Source organism: Pseudomonas sp. 5P_5.1_Bac1 (assembly GCF_025466015.1).
Lineage (GTDB): Bacteria > Pseudomonadota > Gammaproteobacteria > Pseudomonadales > Pseudomonadaceae > Aquipseudomonas.
The window spans coordinates 14,403-31,292 of sequence record NZ_JANLNX010000014.1 but is presented as its reverse complement, the minus strand read 5'-3'; the positions used below and the strand labels follow the sequence as shown (position 1 = coordinate 31,292).

The following is a 16,890-nucleotide window of genomic DNA, read 5'->3' as shown; positions in this document are numbered from 1 at the left end:
AATCGGGGCACGCGCTGCATGTTCCGCAGACATGAAAAAGGCCGCATCAGCGGCCTTTTTCAATAGCGCGACAGCACTCAGTAACGCGTGATTTCCGCGTTGGCTTCCAGCTGCTTGCGGTAAGCCGCGAAGTCCTGCTGGCCGGCACGGGAAGCGAGGTAGCGGCGGTACTGGCCCTTCTCCTCTTCGCTCGCCGCAGTGCCTTCGTTGACGCCGTTCAGGCGCAGCACGACGACACTACCGTCAGCCAGGATGACGCTGGAGTAAACCGGCTTGTCCTTGGCCTCAGGCTTGCTCATGCGGAACAGCGCCTGCAGAGCAACCGGATCGATACCGTCCTGGCTGCGGGAGACCGCTTCCTGGACCTTCCACGCCTGACCGTCCTGCACCGGCTGGTAAGCGATCTTGCCATCGCTCAGGCCAGCCATCAGGGCGTCGGTCTTGGCTTTCAGCGCGGCAGTGGCCTGCTCGCGAGCCAGGTGAGCACGGATGGCATCGGAAACGGCTTCCAATGGCAGTTGCTCAGGCTTGCGATGCTCCTTGGCACGGATAACCACGATGGTTTCCGGGTCCAGCTCGATAGCCGAGCTGTTGGAGCCCTCGTCCAGCACTTCCGGGCTGAACGCTGCCTGGATCACTTGACGATTGGCAGCAATGCCGTCGCCACCTTCACGACCGAAAGGCTGCGAGGTCTGCACTTTCAAGCCCAGGTCCTGTGCCGGTTGGGCCAGGTCAGAGGCTTCGAACGCCGAGTCTTCCAGTTGCTTGGTGACTTCAACAAAGCGCTGCTCGACCTGCTGGGTCTTCAGCTCGCGGCTCAGCTTGTCCTTCAGACTGGCGAAGGTCGGCACTTCTGGCGCCTGCACATCCACCAGCTTGATCAGGTGGAAGCCGAACTCGGTACGCACAGGCGCGGAAACCTGCCCCTTGTTCAACGCATACAGCGCGTCTTCGAAGGCTGGATCGTAGACGCCCTTGCCGGCGTAACCCAGGTCACCACCGCTGTTGGCCGAGCCAGGATCCTGCGAGAACTCCTTGGCCAGCGCCGCGAAGTCTTCACCCTTGGCCAGACGCTGCTGGATTTCTTCGATGCGGGCCTTGGCCTTGGCCTCGTCCTGCTTGTCGTTGACTTCCACCAGAATGTGCGCGGCATGGCGCTGTTCGGCGAGGTTGGCGATTTCTTTCTGGTACAGATCCTGAAGCTCGTTTTCGTCGACATTGACCTGATCGAAGTACGCAGACTTCTTCAGCTCGATGTAGTCGATGACCACCTGGTCCGGGCTCATGAACTCCTTGGCGTGCTCGTCGTAATGCGCCTTGATCTGTTCATCGGTGACCTTGCTCGCTGCAGGGTCGGCCTTGAAGGTCAGCGAAGCGAAATCACGGGTCTGCTTTTCGAGGCGAGCGAACGCTTCAACTTGCGAGTCGGTAACGAAACCACTGCCCGCCAGACCAGCGCGCAGTTGGCCAATCAGCATTTCCTGAGCGAGCATTTCGCGGAACTGCAGACGGCCATAGCCCAGTTGACGAATGACCTGATCGAAACGCTCGGGGCTGAACTTGCCGTCCGCCTGGAACTCGGGCGTTTGCAGGATCACCTGATCCAGCGCGGCTTCGGAGAAGGAGAACTTGGCATCGCGGGCGCCCTGAAGCAGCAGTTGCCGCTCGATCAAGCCCTTGAGCGCAGCTTCGCGCAGCATCTTGTCGTCAAGCAGGGAGGCGTCGAAGTCCTTGCCCAGTCGTTGCATCAGTTGCCGACGTTGCGTATCGACAGCCTGGCTCAGCTCGTTCTGGCTGATGGTGTCACCGTTGACCTTGGCAGCATCCTTGTTGTGGTTGACGGCCTGGAAGATGGCGTCAAAGCCGGTCAGCGCCATCAGTACCACGATGACACCGATGATGGTCTTGGCAATCCAACCTTGTGAATTGTCCCTGATATTCTGCAGCATGCGTCCCCCAGAAACGGCTGTGTCAAAAGCACAACCGCGGAGCGTGGGTAGAGTCCTGATAGAAGAAAGGCGCATCCGGGGATGCGCCTTCTCGTAACGCGCGAAGCAGGCGAATTGTTGATCGCTCGTGCTTCACAAGCGGGCTGGCCGCGAGGGCCATTCCAGCCAGGCGAAAACCTGAAGAGAACGTCTTAGTTGACGGCTTCTTTCAGCGCCTTGCCGGCCTTGAAGCCAGGCTTCTTGGCAGCAGGGATTTCCAGAGTCTTGCCGGTTTGCGGGTTGCGGCCGGTACGAGCAGGACGATCGGTTACCGAGAAGGTACCGAAACCTACCAGAACCACCGAGTCACCGTCCTTCAGGGCGCCAGTGACAGATTCGATGACTGCATCCAGCGCACGGCCGGCAACAGCTTTCGGGATATCAGCAGATGCAGCGATAGCGTCAATCAGTTCCGACTTGTTCACTCTAAGTCCCCTTATATCTCTATTGAGTTTGTTTCTAACTATGTAATGGAAAAGCTTAAACAACTGCCGAGTGGCCTGTGACACTTAAGTGCCTTTTACGACAAGGACCTTGAAAACGGTCAGCGAGGCCACCCCGCTAAATACTTACTAATGTGTGCTGATTCGTTCCTTGGAATCACTGTCGCGTTTTTCATCCTTGGCGACAATCTCAGGAGCCACATCCGGCAAGGGCTCCGGGGCGTATTGCAGCGCAATTTGGAGGACTTCGTCAATCCATTTGACAGGTTTAATCTGAAGATCCTGCTTAATATTGTCAGGAATTTCTTTCAGATCACGAACGTTCTCTTCCGGAATGATGACTGTCTTGATTCCACCACGGTGAGCAGCGAGCAATTTCTCCTTCAAACCACCAATCGCCAGCACCTGACCACGCAGCGTGATTTCACCTGTCATGGCGACATCAGCACGCACCGGAATCTGCGTCAGCGCGGAAACCAGGGCTGTGCACATGCCGACACCGGCACTCGGACCGTCTTTGGGCGTCGCACCTTCAGGCATGTGGATATGGGTGTCGCGCTTCTCGTGGAAGTCCGCGGGAATCCCCAGGCTCTTCGCCCGGCTGCGAACCACGGTTTGCGCGGCGGTGATCGACTCGACCATCACATCACCCAGCGAACCGGTCTTGATCAGCTGACCTTTGCCCGGTACCACGGCAGCTTCAATAGTCAGCAACTCGCCGCCCACCTGGGTCCAGGCCAGCCCGGTGACCTGGCCTACCTGATCCTGCTGCTCGGCAAGGCCGTAACGGAACTTGCGCACACCCAGGAAGTGTTCCAGGCGGTCACTGCCGACCTTGACCCCAACCTGTTTCTGCCCTGCGTGCTCCTTGACCACCTTGCGGCAGATCTTGGCAATCTGGCGCTCCAGGCCACGCACACCGGCTTCACGGGTGTAGTAGCGAACGATGTCGCGGATCGCCGCCACGTCGACTTCCAGCTCGGCCTTCTTCAGACCGTTGGCCTTGATCTGCTTCGGCAGCAGGTACTTGACCGCGATGTTGATCTTCTCGTCTTCGGTGTAGCCCGGCAGACGGATCACTTCCATCCGGTCGAGCAGCGCCGGCGGGATGTTCATCGAGTTGGACGTGCACAGGAACATCACATCTGAAAGGTCGTAGTCGACTTCCAGATAGTGGTCGTTGAAGTTGTGGTTCTGCTCGGGATCGAGCACTTCCAGCAGAGCGGAGGCCGGATCGCCACGCATGTCGCTGCCCATCTTGTCGATTTCATCGAGCAGGAACAGCGGGTTGCGTACGCCAACCTTGGTCATCTTCTGGATCAGGCGGCCCGGCATCGAACCGATATAAGTGCGACGGTGGCCACGAATTTCAGCCTCGTCACGCACGCCACCCAAGGCCATGCGCACGAACTTGCGGTTGGTGGCGCTGGCGATGGACTCAGCCAGCGACGTCTTGCCGACACCGGGCGGACCCACCAGGCACAGCACAGGACCGCGAATTTTCTTCACGCGCTTCTGCACGGCGAGGTACTCAAGGATGCGCTCCTTGACCTCATCCAGCCCGTAGTGGTCGGCATCGAGAATTTCTTCGGCCTTGGCCAGATCAAGACGGACCTTGCTCTGGGCCTTCCACGGCACTTGCACCAGCCAGTCGAGGTACGAACGCACCACGGTAGCCTCAGCCGACATCGGCGACATCTGCTTGAGCTTGTTCAGCTCGGCCTGAGCCTTGGTGTACGCGTCTTTCGGCAGGCCTGCAGCCTCGAGGCGCTTCTTCAGTTCCTCGATTTCATTGTGGCCTTCGTCGCCATCACCCAGCTCTTTCTGAATGGCCTTCATCTGCTCATTCAGGTAGTACTCGCGCTGGCTACGCTCCATCTGTTTCTTGACGCGGCCACGAATGCGCTTCTCGACCTGCAGCAGATCGATCTCGGCATCCAGCAACGCGAGCACATGCTCAACGCGGGCGGCCAGGTCGATGATTTCGAGAATTTCCTGCTTCTGCTCGATCTTCAGCGCCATGTGGGCGGCCATGGTATCGACCAGGCGGCCCGGCTCATCGATGCTGTTGAGCGAAGACAGTACTTCAGCCGGGACCTTCTTGCCCAACTGCACATATTGTTCGAACTGGGAAAGCAGACTGCGGACGAAAACTTCGGACTCGCGATCAGCCGCATCGACCTCATCGATCAGGGCGACATCAGCGCGGATATGACCGTCTACCTCGACAAAGCGCTCGACCGAACCACGCTGCTCGCCTTCGACCAGCACCTTGACGGTGCCATCGGGCAGTTTCAGCAACTGGAGGACGGTAGCGATGGTGCCGACGCGATAGAGGGCGTCTTCACCCGGATCATCATCGGCGGGGTTCTTCTGAGCCAGCAAAAGGATTTGCTTCTCACCTGTCATCGCGGCCTCAAGGGCCTCGATCGACTTTTCACGTCCCACGAACAGCGGGATGACCATGTGCGGGTAAACAACGACATCGCGCAATGGCAAAAGAGGCAAGTCGAGGGTTGTCTTCATGATTTCGCCTCTACAGCGGCCATATGGCCGTAATCCGATGGAAATTTGAGCTTGGGGTTAATGTGGGGGCAGCCCCGGAAAAAAACAAGCTCTGCAACAGGAAAAGCAAAGGGGCCCGTAGGCCCCTTGCATGTTTCGCTGCGTTGCCGGACTCAGGCGTCTGGCGCGGCTTTGGCTTGCGGCTCGCTGTTCTCGTAGATCAGCAGCGGCTGCGAAGTACCCTCGATGACGCTCTCATCGATAACCACCTTGCTGACATCCTTCTGCGAAGGAATCTCGTACATGGTGTCGAGCAGAATGCCTTCCAGGATCGAACGCAGGCCACGAGCACCGGTCTTGCGCTCCAGTGCCTTGCGGGCAACCGATTTGAGCGCATCGCTGCGGAACTCGAGATCCACACCTTCCATCTCGAACAACTTGCCATATTGCTTGGTCAAGGCGTTCTTCGGCTCGGTCAGAATTTGCATCAATGCGGCTTCATCCAGCTCGTCAAGCGTTGCCAGGACCGGCAGACGACCCACGAACTCAGGAATCAGACCGAACTTGACCAGATCGTCCGGCTCGACTTCACGCAGCGACTCGCCAACCTTCTTGCCCTCTTCCTTGCTACGGACTTCAGCACCAAAGCCGATACCGCCGCGAGTAGAGCGCTGCTGGATGACCTTCTCCAGACCGGAGAATGCACCACCACAGATGAACAGGATGTTGCGCGTATCGACCTGCAGGAATTCCTGCTGCGGATGCTTGCGGCCACCTTGTGGTGGAACCGAAGCAACGGTGCCTTCGATCAGCTTGAGCAAGGCCTGCTGCACGCCTTCACCCGAAACATCACGAGTAATCGACGGGTTATCGGACTTGCGCGAAATCTTGTCGATTTCATCGATGTAGACAATACCCATCTGGGCTTTCTCTACGTCGTAATCACACTTTTGCAGCAACTTCTGAATGATGTTCTCAACGTCTTCGCCCACATAACCGGCTTCGGTCAGCGTGGTAGCGTCAGCGATGGTGAAGGGCACATTCAGCAGACGAGCGAGGGTTTCAGCGAGCAAGGTCTTGCCCGAACCCGTTGGGCCGATGAGCAGGATGTTGCTCTTGCCCAGTTCAACCTCGTCGCCCTTTTTGTCACGTTGATTCAGGCGCTTGTAGTGGTTGTATACCGCTACAGCCAGAACCTTTTTCGCACGCTCCTGACCAATGACGTACTGGTCCAGGATGCCGCTGATTTCTTTCGGCGAAGGCAATTTATGCGCACTGCTTTCGGCCTGGGCTTCCTGCACCTCCTCACGGATGATGTCATTGCACAGGTCGACGCACTCGTCGCAGATAAATACCGAGGGGCCGGCAATCAACTTGCGCACTTCATGCTGGCTTTTGCCGCAGAAGGAGCAATAGAGCAATTTGCCGTTGTCCTCGCCGTTACGGGTGTCAGTCATTCGATCGATCCAATCCGGTAGGCTTGCAACACAAGATGAAGGCAATTGCGGGCTTTTTCAAGTCCGCAGGTAGGCGCTTTCCGCGCCTACCTGCTCTGGGGACCCGGGATCAGGACACCAGTTGCCGCTTGTCGTAGACCGAGTCGATCAGGCCGTACTCGGCTGCGCGCGAGGCGCTCATGAAGTTGTCGCGCTCGGTATCACGCTTGATGGTTTCCAGCTCCTGGCCCGTGTGATGAGCCAGCAGCTCATTCAGGCGCGCCTTGATGCTGAGAATTTCCTGGGCGTGGATCTCGATATCGGTCGCCTGACCCTGGAAGCCACCCAGCGGCTGGTGAATCATCACCCGCGAGTTTGGCAGGCAGTGGCGCTTGCCAGCGGCACCGGCCGCCAACAGGAAGGCGCCCATGCTGCAGGCCTGGCCAATGCAGATAGTCGAGACGTCCGGCTTGATGAACTGCATGGTGTCGTAGATCGACATACCGGCAGTCACCGACCCGCCTGGGGAGTTGATGTAGAGATGGATATCCTTGTCCGGGTTTTCCGCTTCAAGGAACAGCAGTTGCGCCACAACCAGGTTGGCCATGTAGTCCTCTACAGGACCCACTAGGAAGATCACACGCTCCTTCAACAGGCGCGAGTAAATGTCATAGGCGCGTTCGCCACGGGCGGACTGCTCGATAACCATCGGGACCAGGCCGCCTGCGGCCTGGATGTCAGAGCTCTGCTGAATATAAGAATTGCGGGACATGTCCTGCACTCACTCCCAAATAGTCGTGGCTTGAATACGCACAAGCCAGCGCGAAGGCTGGCTTGTGGGGTTTTCCTACGAAGGAGGAAATCACTCAGCGTCGGCAGGTGCCTGTGCTGGTTTGACAGCCTCTTCGTACGAGACCGATTTGTCGGTCACAGTCGCTTTCTGCAGGACAGTATCTACAACTTGTTCTTCCAGCACAACCGAACGAACTTCGTTCAGTTGCTGGTCGTTCTTGTAGTACCAAGCCACGACCTGCTCAGGCTCCTGGTAGGCCGAAGCCATTTCCTGGATCAGCTCGCGAACGCGATCTTCGTCTGGCTTCAGCTCGTTCTGCTTGACCACTTCAGCGACGATCAGACCCAGCACGACGCGGCGCTTGGCTTGCTCTTCGAACAGCTCGGCCGGCAGTTGCTCAGGTTTGATGTTGCCACCGAACTGCTGTACGGCTTGAACGCGCAGGCGGTTCACTTCGTTTTCCAGCAGGGCTTTCGGCACTTCAACCGGGTTGGCAGCCAGCAGGCCGTCCATTACCTGGTTCTTGACCTTGGTCTTGATGGCCTGACGCAGTTCACGCTCCATGTTCTTGCGAACTTCGGTGCGGAAACCTTCCAGACCGGTTTCCTTGATACCGAACTGAGCGAAGAACTCTTCGGTCAGCTCAGGCAGCTTCGGCTCGGAAACGCTGTTGACGGTAACAGTGAACTCGGCGGTTTTGCCAGCCAGGTCCAGGTTCTGATAGTCCTCAGGGAAGGTCAGGTTGAGCACACGCTCTTCACCAGCCTTGGCGCCAACCAGACCTTCTTCGAAGCCCGGGATCATGCGGCCGGAACCCAGAACCAACTGGGTACCCTGGGCCGAACCGCCAGCGAAGGCTTCGCCGTCGATCTTGCCAACGAAATCGATGTTCAGCTGGTCTTCGTTCTGGGCAGCGCGCTCGGCCACTTCAAAACGGGTGTTCTGCTTGCGCAGCACTTCCAGCATGTTGTCCAGGTCGGCGTCGGTCACATCGGCGCTCAGGCGCTCGACAGCGATCGAGTCGAAACCGGCAACAGTGAACTCAGGGAAGACTTCGAAAGTGGCGACGTATTCCAGGTCCTTGCCTTTTTCGAAGACTTTTGGCTCGACGGCAGGGGCGCCAGCCGGGTTCAGCTTCTGCTCGACAACAGCTTCATAGAAGGTCGCCTGGATCAGGTCGCCCAGGGCTTCCTGACGGGCTGCATCTTCGTAGCGCTGACGGATCACGCTCATTGGCACCTTGCCAGGACGGAAACCTGGGACCTTGGCGCGACGGGCAGTCTGTTGCAGACGCTTGTTGACTTCGGTCTCGATGCGCTCGGCTGGAACGCCGATGGTCATGCGGCGCTCGAGAGCGGAAGTATTTTCAACAGAAACTTGCATGGATATTCCTCGTTGCACAGACGTTAGCCGGCGAAACCCGACTCCAGAATCAAGGGCAAGCATTCTAGTAGCTCACACACCAGAAGTCACCCTGTTCGACCCGGAGGCAAATGGCGCCGGCTCTCATGATTTTCGACAATGGCCGGACAGCGGCGGAACAGACCTGCAACGCCCGCGAAACAAGGATTCTCCACCCCACTCGCGAGCGCTGTGCGGATCTGCGTCAACTCTCCGGCGAAACAATTCAACGTATCAGGAAGCAGGACCATCGATTTCGTTGAAATCGCAGTACTCTTCCCAGCTCATTCCCAACGCCTCAGCCACCTCGCGATGAACTTCCAGGCGCATGACCTGAAGTTCCTCTGGCGACTCGGCGATAAGACGCAAGGTCAGCTCCCAAGGCTCGATACCCTGCTCTTGGGCTTCATCTTCAAATGCCCACTGGATCTGTTGCTGCTGCTCGGACTCGCTCAGCGCGGCAATCTCCGCCAGCAACTGTGGATTGGCCTGAATGAAGCGCTCCAGCGCAACCGCCTGCCGGGACTCTTTCGCAATCATCTTTCCATCCGCCCGCCGACTCACCGGCATTTTGTCAACCGGCTGAAATCTATCAGCTTTTGTTCAGGTCTTGCTAGTCATGGGACCCGGCAGGAACCGCAACAAACAGCAGTAATAAAGGAAGCGAAGGACGGAAAAAGAAAAAGGCCGCTCAAGGCGGCCTTTTTTGAAGTTTCGCGCAACTCAGCGAAAGAGGGCGAAACTAAAGATGGTGCGGACGAAGAGACTCGAACTCTTACAGCTTGCGCCGCTGGAACCTAAATCCAGTGTGTCTACCAATTTCACCACGTCCGCATAACGCTTTTAAAGCAAAGGCGCCGGATTTTCATCGGGCGCCTTTTGGAATATGGGGTGGACGATGGGGATCGAACCCACGACAACAGGAGTCACAATCCTGTGCTCTACCAACTGAGCTACGCCCACCATATTGCGTTACTGCTTTACTTGTGCCAAAGCTGCCTTGTATGGCGCACCCGGCAGGACTCGAACCTGCGACCATCCGCTTAGAAGGCGGATGCTCTATCCAGCTGAGCTACGGGCGCATATTTAATCTGCTTTCTTTTAAGATTACAAATTAACTTTTAGCCTTACCGAACAAGCTAACAAATCCGCTCATTCTGCCCGACCTTGCTAACCAGTGCTAGGCCCTGCCCGACAAGTGCGACGAATGTTATAGACGGCCGGTAAGGTCGTCAACTCTTTTTTCAAAAAAATTCATTTTATTTAAGGGCTTAGGGGATTTGCCGGACCAAGCGCCTTTGCCCTGCGCCGTGGTCATGCGAGAATGCGCGCTCTTTTTTTCCCTCTCGATGGTTAATCACCCGTCATGACTGCACAACTTATCGACGGCAAGGCGATCGCCGCCAGCCTGCGCCAGCAGATCGCCCAACGTGTCGTGGAACGTCGCCAGCAAGGTCTGCGGACTCCCGGCCTGGCGGTGATCCTGGTTGGCAACGACCCTGCCTCTCAAGTCTATGTTTCGCACAAGCGTAAAGACTGCGAAGAAGTCGGCTTCATCTCCCAGGCTTTCGACCTGCCGAGCAACACCACCCAGCAAGACCTGACCGATCTGATCGACCGTCTTAATAATGACGCGAACATCGACGGCATCCTGCTGCAACTGCCGCTGCCCGCTCACCTGGATGCCTCGCTGCTGCTCGAGCGCATTCGTCCGGACAAGGATGTCGACGGTTTCCATCCTTATAATGTCGGCCGCCTGGCCCAACGCATCCCGCTGCTGCGCCCGTGCACGCCAAAAGGCATCATGACCCTGCTGCAAAGCACCGGTCAGGATCTGTACGGCATGGATGCAGTCGTCGTCGGCGCTTCCAATATCGTTGGCCGCCCGATGGCCATGGAGCTGCTGCTGGCTGGCTGCACCGTCACCGTCACCCACCGTTTCACCAAGGACCTCGCCGGCCACGTTGGCCGCGCTGACCTGGTGGTCGTAGCCGCCGGCAAGCCGGGCCTGGTCAAGGGTGAGTGGATCAAGGAAGGCGCCATCGTCATCGACGTCGGCATCAACCGCCAGGAAGACGGCAAGCTGGTGGGCGACGTGGTCTACGAGACCGCCCTGCCTCGCGCCGGCTGGATCACGCCAGTCCCGGGCGGCGTCGGCCCCATGACCCGCGCCTGCCTGCTGGAAAACACCCTGTACGCGGCTGAAGAACTGCACAAGTGATTCAGTAACGCGCCCCAAAAAACGGCACCCTCCGCGGTGCCGTTTTTTATTGGCCAAAAGGATGACCGAGCGAGCCCAGCCGATTCGGCTGTCAAATCACCTGTTTCAGCTTTCCCGGCTGGGTGCCCGACGTGCTTCAGCCGGGATTGCAAAGCCATCGGTAAGACAATGTACGCACTGCCAACCCCTGGATGCGTGCCCCGATGCAAACCACCAATACCGTCCTGATGATCCGCCCGGCGCGGTTCGCCTTCAACCCGGATACCGCTGTGAACAACCGCTTCCAGAAGCCCGTGCTGGAACCGGAACAAGCGCAGCAGAAAGCGCTGGAAGAGTTCGACGGCTATGTCGATACGCTGCGCCAGCATGGCGTCGATGTACTGGTGGTGCAGGATACCCCGGCCCCGCACACCCCCGACTCGATCTTCCCCAACAACTGGTGGAGCAGCCATGCCGACGGCAGCCTGGTGCTCTATCCCATGGAAGGCCAGAACCGTCGGCTGGAGCGTGACAAGGGCGTGCTGCAGGTGCTCAGCGAGCGCTTCGCGATTCACAAGACCCTCGACCTGAGCCCGCTGGAAGCGCAGAACATCTTTCTCGAAGGCACCGGCAGCATGGTGCTGGACCGCGAGAACCGCATCAGCTACGCCTGCCACTCCGGGCGCACCCATGGCGAGGCATTGCGCCAGTTCGCGGAGAACATGGACTACCGCCTCTGCGTGTTCCATGCCGTCGATCGCCACCAGTCACCGATCTACCACAGCAACGTGATGATGAGCGTAGGCCGCAACCTTTCTGTGGTCTGCCTCGATGCCCTGCCTGTAGCCGCCGAGCGCCGCGCCCTGGAACACAGCCTGCGCGACACCGGCAAGGACATCCTGGCGCTGGACTTCGACCAGCTCGAAGGCTTCGCCGGCAACATGCTCGAAGTCCACGACAAGCAAGGCCAGCCGCTGTTGGTGATGTCGCGCAGTGCCTGGAGCTCGCTCAGCGCCGAACAACGCCGCCAGGCCGAGCGCCACAGCCACCCGGTGGTGGTGAACATCGACCATATCGAACGCATCGGCGGCGGCAGCGCGCGCTGCATGCTCGCCGAAGTCCACCTGCCCGTTCGCAACTGATCCCGACTACAAGAAGGAGAGCATCATGACCCGCTACATCGACGTTACCGACCTGAGCCGCCTGGTCGCCCGCAAAGGCCTGACCACCTGCCTGGAAGAAATGGCCGAGTACATCCGCCAGGACTACCTGCGCTGGAACGACTTCGAGAAATGCGCACGGGTGGCCAACCACTCCCCCGACGGCGTGATCGAGCTGATGCCGGCGTCCGATGCCAATCTATATGCCTTCAAGTACGTCAACGGCCACCCGAAGAACACCCACCGCGGCATGCTCACGGTGATGGCCTTCGGCGCCCTGGGCGATGTCGATACCGGCAAGCCGCTGCTGCTCAGCGAAATGACCCTGACCACCGCGATGCGCACCGCCGCCACCTCGGCCCTGGCCGCGCGCTACCTGGCCCGTCCGGACAGCCGCAGCATGGCGCTGATCGGCAACGGCTCGCAGAGCGAGTTCCAGGCCATCGCCTTCCACACCCTGCTCGGCATCGAAGAAATCCGCCTGTACGATCTCGACCCGCAGGCCAGCGCCAAGCTGGCCGCCAACCTCGCCGCGTACCCGGGCATTCGCCTGGTCATCGCCGGCTCCGTGGCTGAAGCGGTTCGCGGTGCGGACATCATCACCACGGTCACCGCCGACAAGGCCTACGCCACCATCCTCACCCCGGAGATGATCGAGCCGGGCATGCACCTCAACGCGGTGGGCGGCGACTGCCCGGGCAAGACCGAACTGCACCGCGACATCGTCGAGCGCGCGCGGGTGATCGTCGAGTACGAACCGCAGAGCCGCATCGAAGGCGAGATCCAGCAGATGCCTGCGGATTCACCGGTAACCGAGTTCTGGCAGGTGGTGAACGGCGAGATCGCCGGCCGCGAGAACACCGCCCAGGTCACCCTGTTCGACTCGGTCGGCTTCGCCATCGAGGACTACTCGGCGCTGCGTTATGTGCTGGATGTGGCCAAGGCCCTGGACATCGGTAGCGAGATCGGCCTGGTGCCAGACCTTAAAAACCCGAAAGACCTCTACGCCCTGCTTCAGCCGGCGGTTGCCGACGTGCAGAAGAGACGCGCCTGACACAACCGAATCCGCTGCGCCCACCGCGCAGCGGATCGGAAAACGCTGTGACAAAGCCAAAACAGGAGGCGCCTCGACAGAATCGGCTGCGAGCAGCCGCACTAACAGCATATTCCGGCAGCCAGCGCCGGCCCAAACGACACAAAAAAACTGCTGTCATCGCGCATTCTGAGCCCCGACCGAAGAGTCACTAAAAGACCAAAAGGCCCTGGCCTACGAAGCGTTCTACTGCCCTACATCAACTACAAAACACAGGGATCCACTCATATGACTTCGCTGCGAAAGCTTCTCGGCGTGCTGCTCCTGCCACTCTGCGCCAGCGTGGCCCAGGCGCAGGAATGGAAAGAAATCCGTTTCGGCGTTTTCCCCGAATACCCACCGTTTGAATCCGTCGCCGCCGATGGCAGCCTGCAAGGCTTCGACATCGAACTGGGCAACGCGATCTGCGCCAAGCTGGAAGTCAAATGCACCTGGGTGCACAACGAATTCGACGGCATGATCCCGGCCCTGCGCGCGCGCAAATTCGACGCCATCATGTCGTCGATGGCAGTGACCCCGGCCCGCTTGAAACAGATCGACTTCAGCGACCGCCTGTTTCTCAGCCCAACCTCTGTCATCACCCGCAAGGGCGCCGATTTCGGCGACACCCCCGAGTCACTCAAAGGCAAGACCGTCGGCGTGCTGCAAGGCTCGCTGCAGGAAGCCTACGCCCGCGCCAAACTGGCGCCGCTGGGAGCGACGGTCAAGGCCTACCAGGCCCAGGACCAGAACTACGCCGACCTGATGAACGGCCGCCTCGACGCCACCGTCACCGACAAGCTCGAAGCCCAGCTCAACTTCCTCACCAAGCCTGAAGGCGCCGACTTCCAGAGCGGCCCGGCGATCAAGGACCCGACCCTGCCGCTGGACATCGCCATGGGCGTGCGCAAGAACGACGCCGAACTCAAGGCCCTGATCAACAAGGGCATCGCCGCGGTACTGGCCGATGGCACCTTCGCCAAAATCCAGCAGAAGTACGTCGGCGACCTGGACATCTACAACGAGTAACCCGCCCGTCGATGGTCCGGCAGCCGATGCCGGGCCATCGCTGGTGCCCACCGAGATTTTCCCCGTGAACGACTTCCTTCACTCTGTCGGCTTGCAGGCCCTGAGCCTGCAGGGCTTCGGCCCGCTGTTGGCGCAAGGTACCTGGATGACCGTAAAACTGGCGCTGCTGTCCCTGGCCCTGAGCCTGGTGCTGGGCCTGGTCGGCGCCAGCGCCAAGCTCTCATCACTGCGCCTGCTGCGACTCCCCGCGACGCTCTATACCACCCTGATCCGCAGCGTGCCGGACCTGGTGCTGATCCTGCTGATCTTCTACACCTTCCAGATCTGGCTCAACGACTTCACCGAATGGATGGGCTGGGGTTACTTCGAGATCGATCCGTTCACCGCCGGGGTCCTGACCCTCGGCTTCATCTACGGCGCCTACTTCACCGAGAACTTCCGCGGCGCGATCCTCAGCGTGCCCGCCGGGCAACTGGAAGCCGCCACCGCCTATGGCCTGAGCCGCGCCCAGCGCTTCCGGCTGGTGCTGTTCCCGCAACTGATGCGCTTCGCCTTGCCAGGCCTGGGCAACAACTGGCTGGTGCTGCTCAAGTCCACCGCGCTGGTGTCGATCATCGGCCTCGCCGACCTGGTGAAAGCCGCGCAGAACGCCGGCAAGAGTACGAATAACGTCCTGTATTTCCTGATCATCGCGGGACTGGTCTACCTGCTGATCACCACCCTCTCCAACCGCCTGTTCAAACGCCTGGAGCGGCGCTACAACACCGGCATCAAGGGGCTGACATCATGATCGAACTGATCCAGGAATACGGCCTGGCCTACCTGTATAGCGATGGCGCCGGCCTGTCCGGGCTGGCCATGACCCTGTGGCTGTTCGTGGTGACCATGGTCGTCGGCTTTTTCCTGTCGCTGCCGCTGGCCCTGGCGCGGGTGTCGCGCAAGCTCTGGCTGCGCTGGCCGGTGGAGTTCTACACCTACCTGTTCCGCGGCACGCCGCTCTATATCCAGTTGCTGATCTGCTACACCGGGCTCTACGGCCTGGAAGTGGTGCGCGACCACGAAATGCTCGACCGCTTCTTCCGCAACGCGCTGAACTGCACCCTGCTGGCCTTCGTGCTCAACACCTGCGCCTACACCGTGGAGATTTTCGCCGGGGCGATCCGCAACATTCCCCATGGCGAGATCGAGGCGGCCCACGCCTACGGCCTGCACGGCTGGAAGCTCAACCTGTTCGTGGTGCTGCCCGCGGCCTTGCGCCGTTCGTTGCCGGCCTACAGCAACGAACTGATCCTGATGCTGCACGCCACCTCGCTGGCCTTCACCGCGACCATCGGCGACATCCTTAAAGTCGCCCGCGACGCCAATGCCGCGACCTTCCTGACGTTCCAGGCCTTCGGCATCGCTGCCCTGCTGTACATGCTGCTGTCCTTCGCACTGGTCGGGCTGTTCCGCCTGGCCGAACGACGCTGGATGCGTTTTCTCGTTCCTTCCCGAGGCTGACCCATGACCACTTCCGCACACGCCTTGTCGATCCAACCGACCTTCGCCGCCGCACCTGTCGCCGCCGCTGCCAGCGCCGCGATCAAACTGACGGTGGACTCGCTGCATAAAAGCTACGGCGATCACGAGGTACTCAAGGGCGTCTCGCTGCAAGCACGCAAGGGCGACGTCATCAGCCTGATCGGCGCCAGCGGCTCGGGCAAAAGCACCATGCTGCGCTGCATCAATTTCCTCGAACAACCGGACGCCGGGGTCATCACCCTCGACGACCAGACCATCGAAATGCGCCAGGGCCGCGCCGGCGCCCGCGCCCCGCATCCGGCGCAATTGCAGAACCTGCGCACGCGGCTGGCCATGGTGTTCCAGCATTTCAACCTGTGGAGCCACATGACCGTGCTGGAGAACATCACCATGGCGCCGCGCCGGGTGTTGGGGGTCAGCCAGCAGGACGCCGAAGCCCGCGCCCGCGCGTACCTGGACAAGGTCGGTCTGCCGGCCCGTGCCGCCGACCAGTACCCGGCGTTCCTCTCTGGCGGCCAGCAACAGCGCGTTGCGATCGCCCGGGCGCTGGCGATGGAGCCGGAGATCATCCTGTTCGACGAACCAACGTCAGCCCTTGATCCAGAGCTTGTAGGAGAAGTCCTCAAGGTCATACAGACGCTGGCCGAGGAAGGTCGTACCATGCTCATGGTCACCCACGAGATGGGCTTTGCCCGCCAGGTGTCCAGCCAGGTGCTGTTCCTGCATCAGGGCCGGGTCGAAGAACAGGGAAGCGCGCAGATTCTCGACCAGCCGCAAAGCGAGCGCCTGCAGCAATTTCTTTCCAACCGCTTGAAGTGAAGCAACGCCACCATGGATACCAAGGCCAACTCCTCCCACGCCGCGCCGCCGCTGGACCGCATCGACGAAGCGATCATCGACGTGCTGCGCCACAACGGGCGCATCACCTACGAGAAGCTGTCGTCATTGGTCCACCTGACGCCCAGGCCCTGCCTGGAGCGGGTGCGCAAGCTCGAACGGCGCGGCGTGATCCGCGGCTACGGCGCAATCATCGATGTGCAGATGGTCTCGCCGGGGTTGTCGCTGCTGGTCCTGGTGGCGCTGTCCAACCAGAGCGGGCGCGCCGCGCAAAAAGCCTTCGAAGCCTGCGTGCGCGCCTGCCCGCAGGTGTTCGAATGCCAGTTGATCAGCGGCCATTTCGACTACAGCTTGCGCATGCGCTGCCGGGATATGGAGCACTACCGGGTGCTGACCGAGACCTGGATGAACAACGATGAGCTGCATATCGACAAGCTGGTGGCGCATCCGGAATTGGCGGTGGTGAAGAACACCGCGCCGCAGATGTAGGTTTACAGAGTGGGCC

The 16,890-nt window shown here is 59.9% G+C and carries 15 protein-coding genes and 3 tRNA genes; 8 read left to right on the top strand and 10 right to left on the bottom strand.

Going from position 1 to position 16,890, the window contains the following annotated elements; all coding sequences use genetic code 11:
• Positions 1-77: 77 nt before the first annotated feature.
• The 10 genes from NTD82_RS02605 to NTD82_RS02560 all read right to left on the bottom strand — a co-directional run bounded on the left by NTD82_RS02605 (position 78) and on the right by NTD82_RS02560 (position 9,648).
• Entirely contained in the window at positions 78-1,949 is a 1,872-nt protein-coding gene (locus NTD82_RS02605) for a SurA N-terminal domain-containing protein (protein ID WP_262127642.1), read from the bottom strand.
• A 191-nt stretch (positions 1,950-2,140) separates the two neighbouring features.
• A complete protein-coding gene (locus NTD82_RS02600; RefSeq protein ID WP_095159208.1) occupies positions 2,141-2,413 on the bottom strand; it encodes an HU family DNA-binding protein in 273 nt (90 codons plus the stop codon).
• A 147-nt stretch (positions 2,414-2,560) separates the two neighbouring features.
• Positions 2,561-4,957: an endopeptidase La gene (lon, locus tag NTD82_RS02595; RefSeq protein WP_095159207.1), complete on the bottom strand. Its 2,397-nt coding sequence runs from the start codon at positions 4,955-4,957 to the stop codon at positions 2,561-2,563.
• A gap of 152 nt (positions 4,958-5,109) precedes the next feature.
• Positions 5,110-6,393 (bottom strand): ATP-dependent Clp protease ATP-binding subunit ClpX, encoded by a 1,284-nt coding sequence (gene clpX / locus NTD82_RS02590; protein ID WP_095159206.1) that lies wholly within the window; start codon positions 6,391-6,393, stop codon positions 5,110-5,112.
• 109 nt (positions 6,394-6,502) lie between these two features.
• A complete protein-coding gene (gene clpP, locus NTD82_RS02585) occupies positions 6,503-7,144 on the bottom strand; it encodes an ATP-dependent Clp endopeptidase proteolytic subunit ClpP (RefSeq protein WP_095159205.1) in 642 nt (213 codons plus the stop codon).
• Between the two features lie 90 nt (positions 7,145-7,234).
• Positions 7,235-8,548 carry a trigger factor gene (gene tig, locus NTD82_RS02580; protein ID WP_110970796.1) on the bottom strand — a complete coding sequence of 438 codons (1,314 nt, stop codon included), beginning with the start codon at positions 8,546-8,548 and terminating at the stop codon, positions 7,235-7,237.
• Between the two features lie 252 nt (positions 8,549-8,800).
• On the bottom strand, positions 8,801-9,106 hold the full coding sequence (locus NTD82_RS02575; RefSeq protein WP_095159203.1) for a DUF6388 family protein: 306 nt from the start codon (positions 9,104-9,106) through the stop codon (positions 8,801-8,803).
• Positions 9,107-9,315: 209 nt separating this feature from the next.
• Positions 9,316-9,400, bottom strand: a tRNA-Leu gene (locus tag NTD82_RS02570).
• 53 nt (positions 9,401-9,453) lie between these two features.
• Positions 9,454-9,529, bottom strand: a tRNA-His gene (locus NTD82_RS02565).
• A 42-nt stretch (positions 9,530-9,571) separates the two neighbouring features.
• Positions 9,572-9,648: transfer RNA gene (locus NTD82_RS02560), tRNA-Arg, on the bottom strand.
• A 284-nt stretch (positions 9,649-9,932) separates the two neighbouring features.
• Here NTD82_RS02560 and folD point away from each other — a divergent pair.
• The 8 genes from folD (at position 9,933) to NTD82_RS02520 (ending at position 16,874) form a co-directional block, all read left to right on the top strand.
• The gene (folD, locus tag NTD82_RS02555) at positions 9,933-10,787 is read left to right on the top strand and encodes a bifunctional methylenetetrahydrofolate dehydrogenase/methenyltetrahydrofolate cyclohydrolase FolD (protein ID WP_110972865.1); all 855 of its coding nucleotides are present in this window, start codon (positions 9,933-9,935) and stop codon (positions 10,785-10,787) included.
• 203 nt (positions 10,788-10,990) lie between these two features.
• Positions 10,991-11,908 carry a citrulline utilization hydrolase CtlX gene (gene ctlX, locus NTD82_RS02550; protein ID WP_262127641.1) on the top strand — a complete coding sequence of 306 codons (918 nt, stop codon included), beginning with the start codon at positions 10,991-10,993 and terminating at the stop codon, positions 11,906-11,908.
• A 25-nt stretch (positions 11,909-11,933) separates the two neighbouring features.
• Positions 11,934-12,980, top strand: coding sequence for an ornithine cyclodeaminase (locus NTD82_RS02545; RefSeq protein WP_262127640.1), 1,047 nt, complete (start codon positions 11,934-11,936; stop codon positions 12,978-12,980).
• A gap of 267 nt (positions 12,981-13,247) precedes the next feature.
• Complete coding sequence (locus tag NTD82_RS02540) at positions 13,248-14,027, top strand: ABC transporter substrate-binding protein (protein ID WP_095159152.1); 780 nt, start codon at positions 13,248-13,250, stop codon at positions 14,025-14,027.
• A gap of 64 nt (positions 14,028-14,091) precedes the next feature.
• Complete coding sequence (locus NTD82_RS02535) at positions 14,092-14,817, top strand: ABC transporter permease (protein WP_175651661.1); 726 nt, start codon at positions 14,092-14,094, stop codon at positions 14,815-14,817.
• Positions 14,814-15,527, top strand: coding sequence for an ABC transporter permease (locus tag NTD82_RS02530; protein WP_095159150.1), 714 nt, complete (start codon positions 14,814-14,816; stop codon positions 15,525-15,527). Before NTD82_RS02535 ends, NTD82_RS02530 begins: the two co-directional genes overlap by 4 nt.
• Before the next feature lie 3 nt (positions 15,528-15,530).
• Complete coding sequence (locus tag NTD82_RS02525) at positions 15,531-16,367, top strand: ABC transporter ATP-binding protein (RefSeq protein WP_262127639.1); 837 nt, start codon at positions 15,531-15,533, stop codon at positions 16,365-16,367.
• 12 nt (positions 16,368-16,379) lie between these two features.
• Positions 16,380-16,874: an Lrp/AsnC family transcriptional regulator gene (locus NTD82_RS02520; protein ID WP_095159149.1), complete on the top strand. Its 495-nt coding sequence runs from the start codon at positions 16,380-16,382 to the stop codon at positions 16,872-16,874.
• The last annotated feature ends 16 nt before the right edge of the window (positions 16,875-16,890 follow it).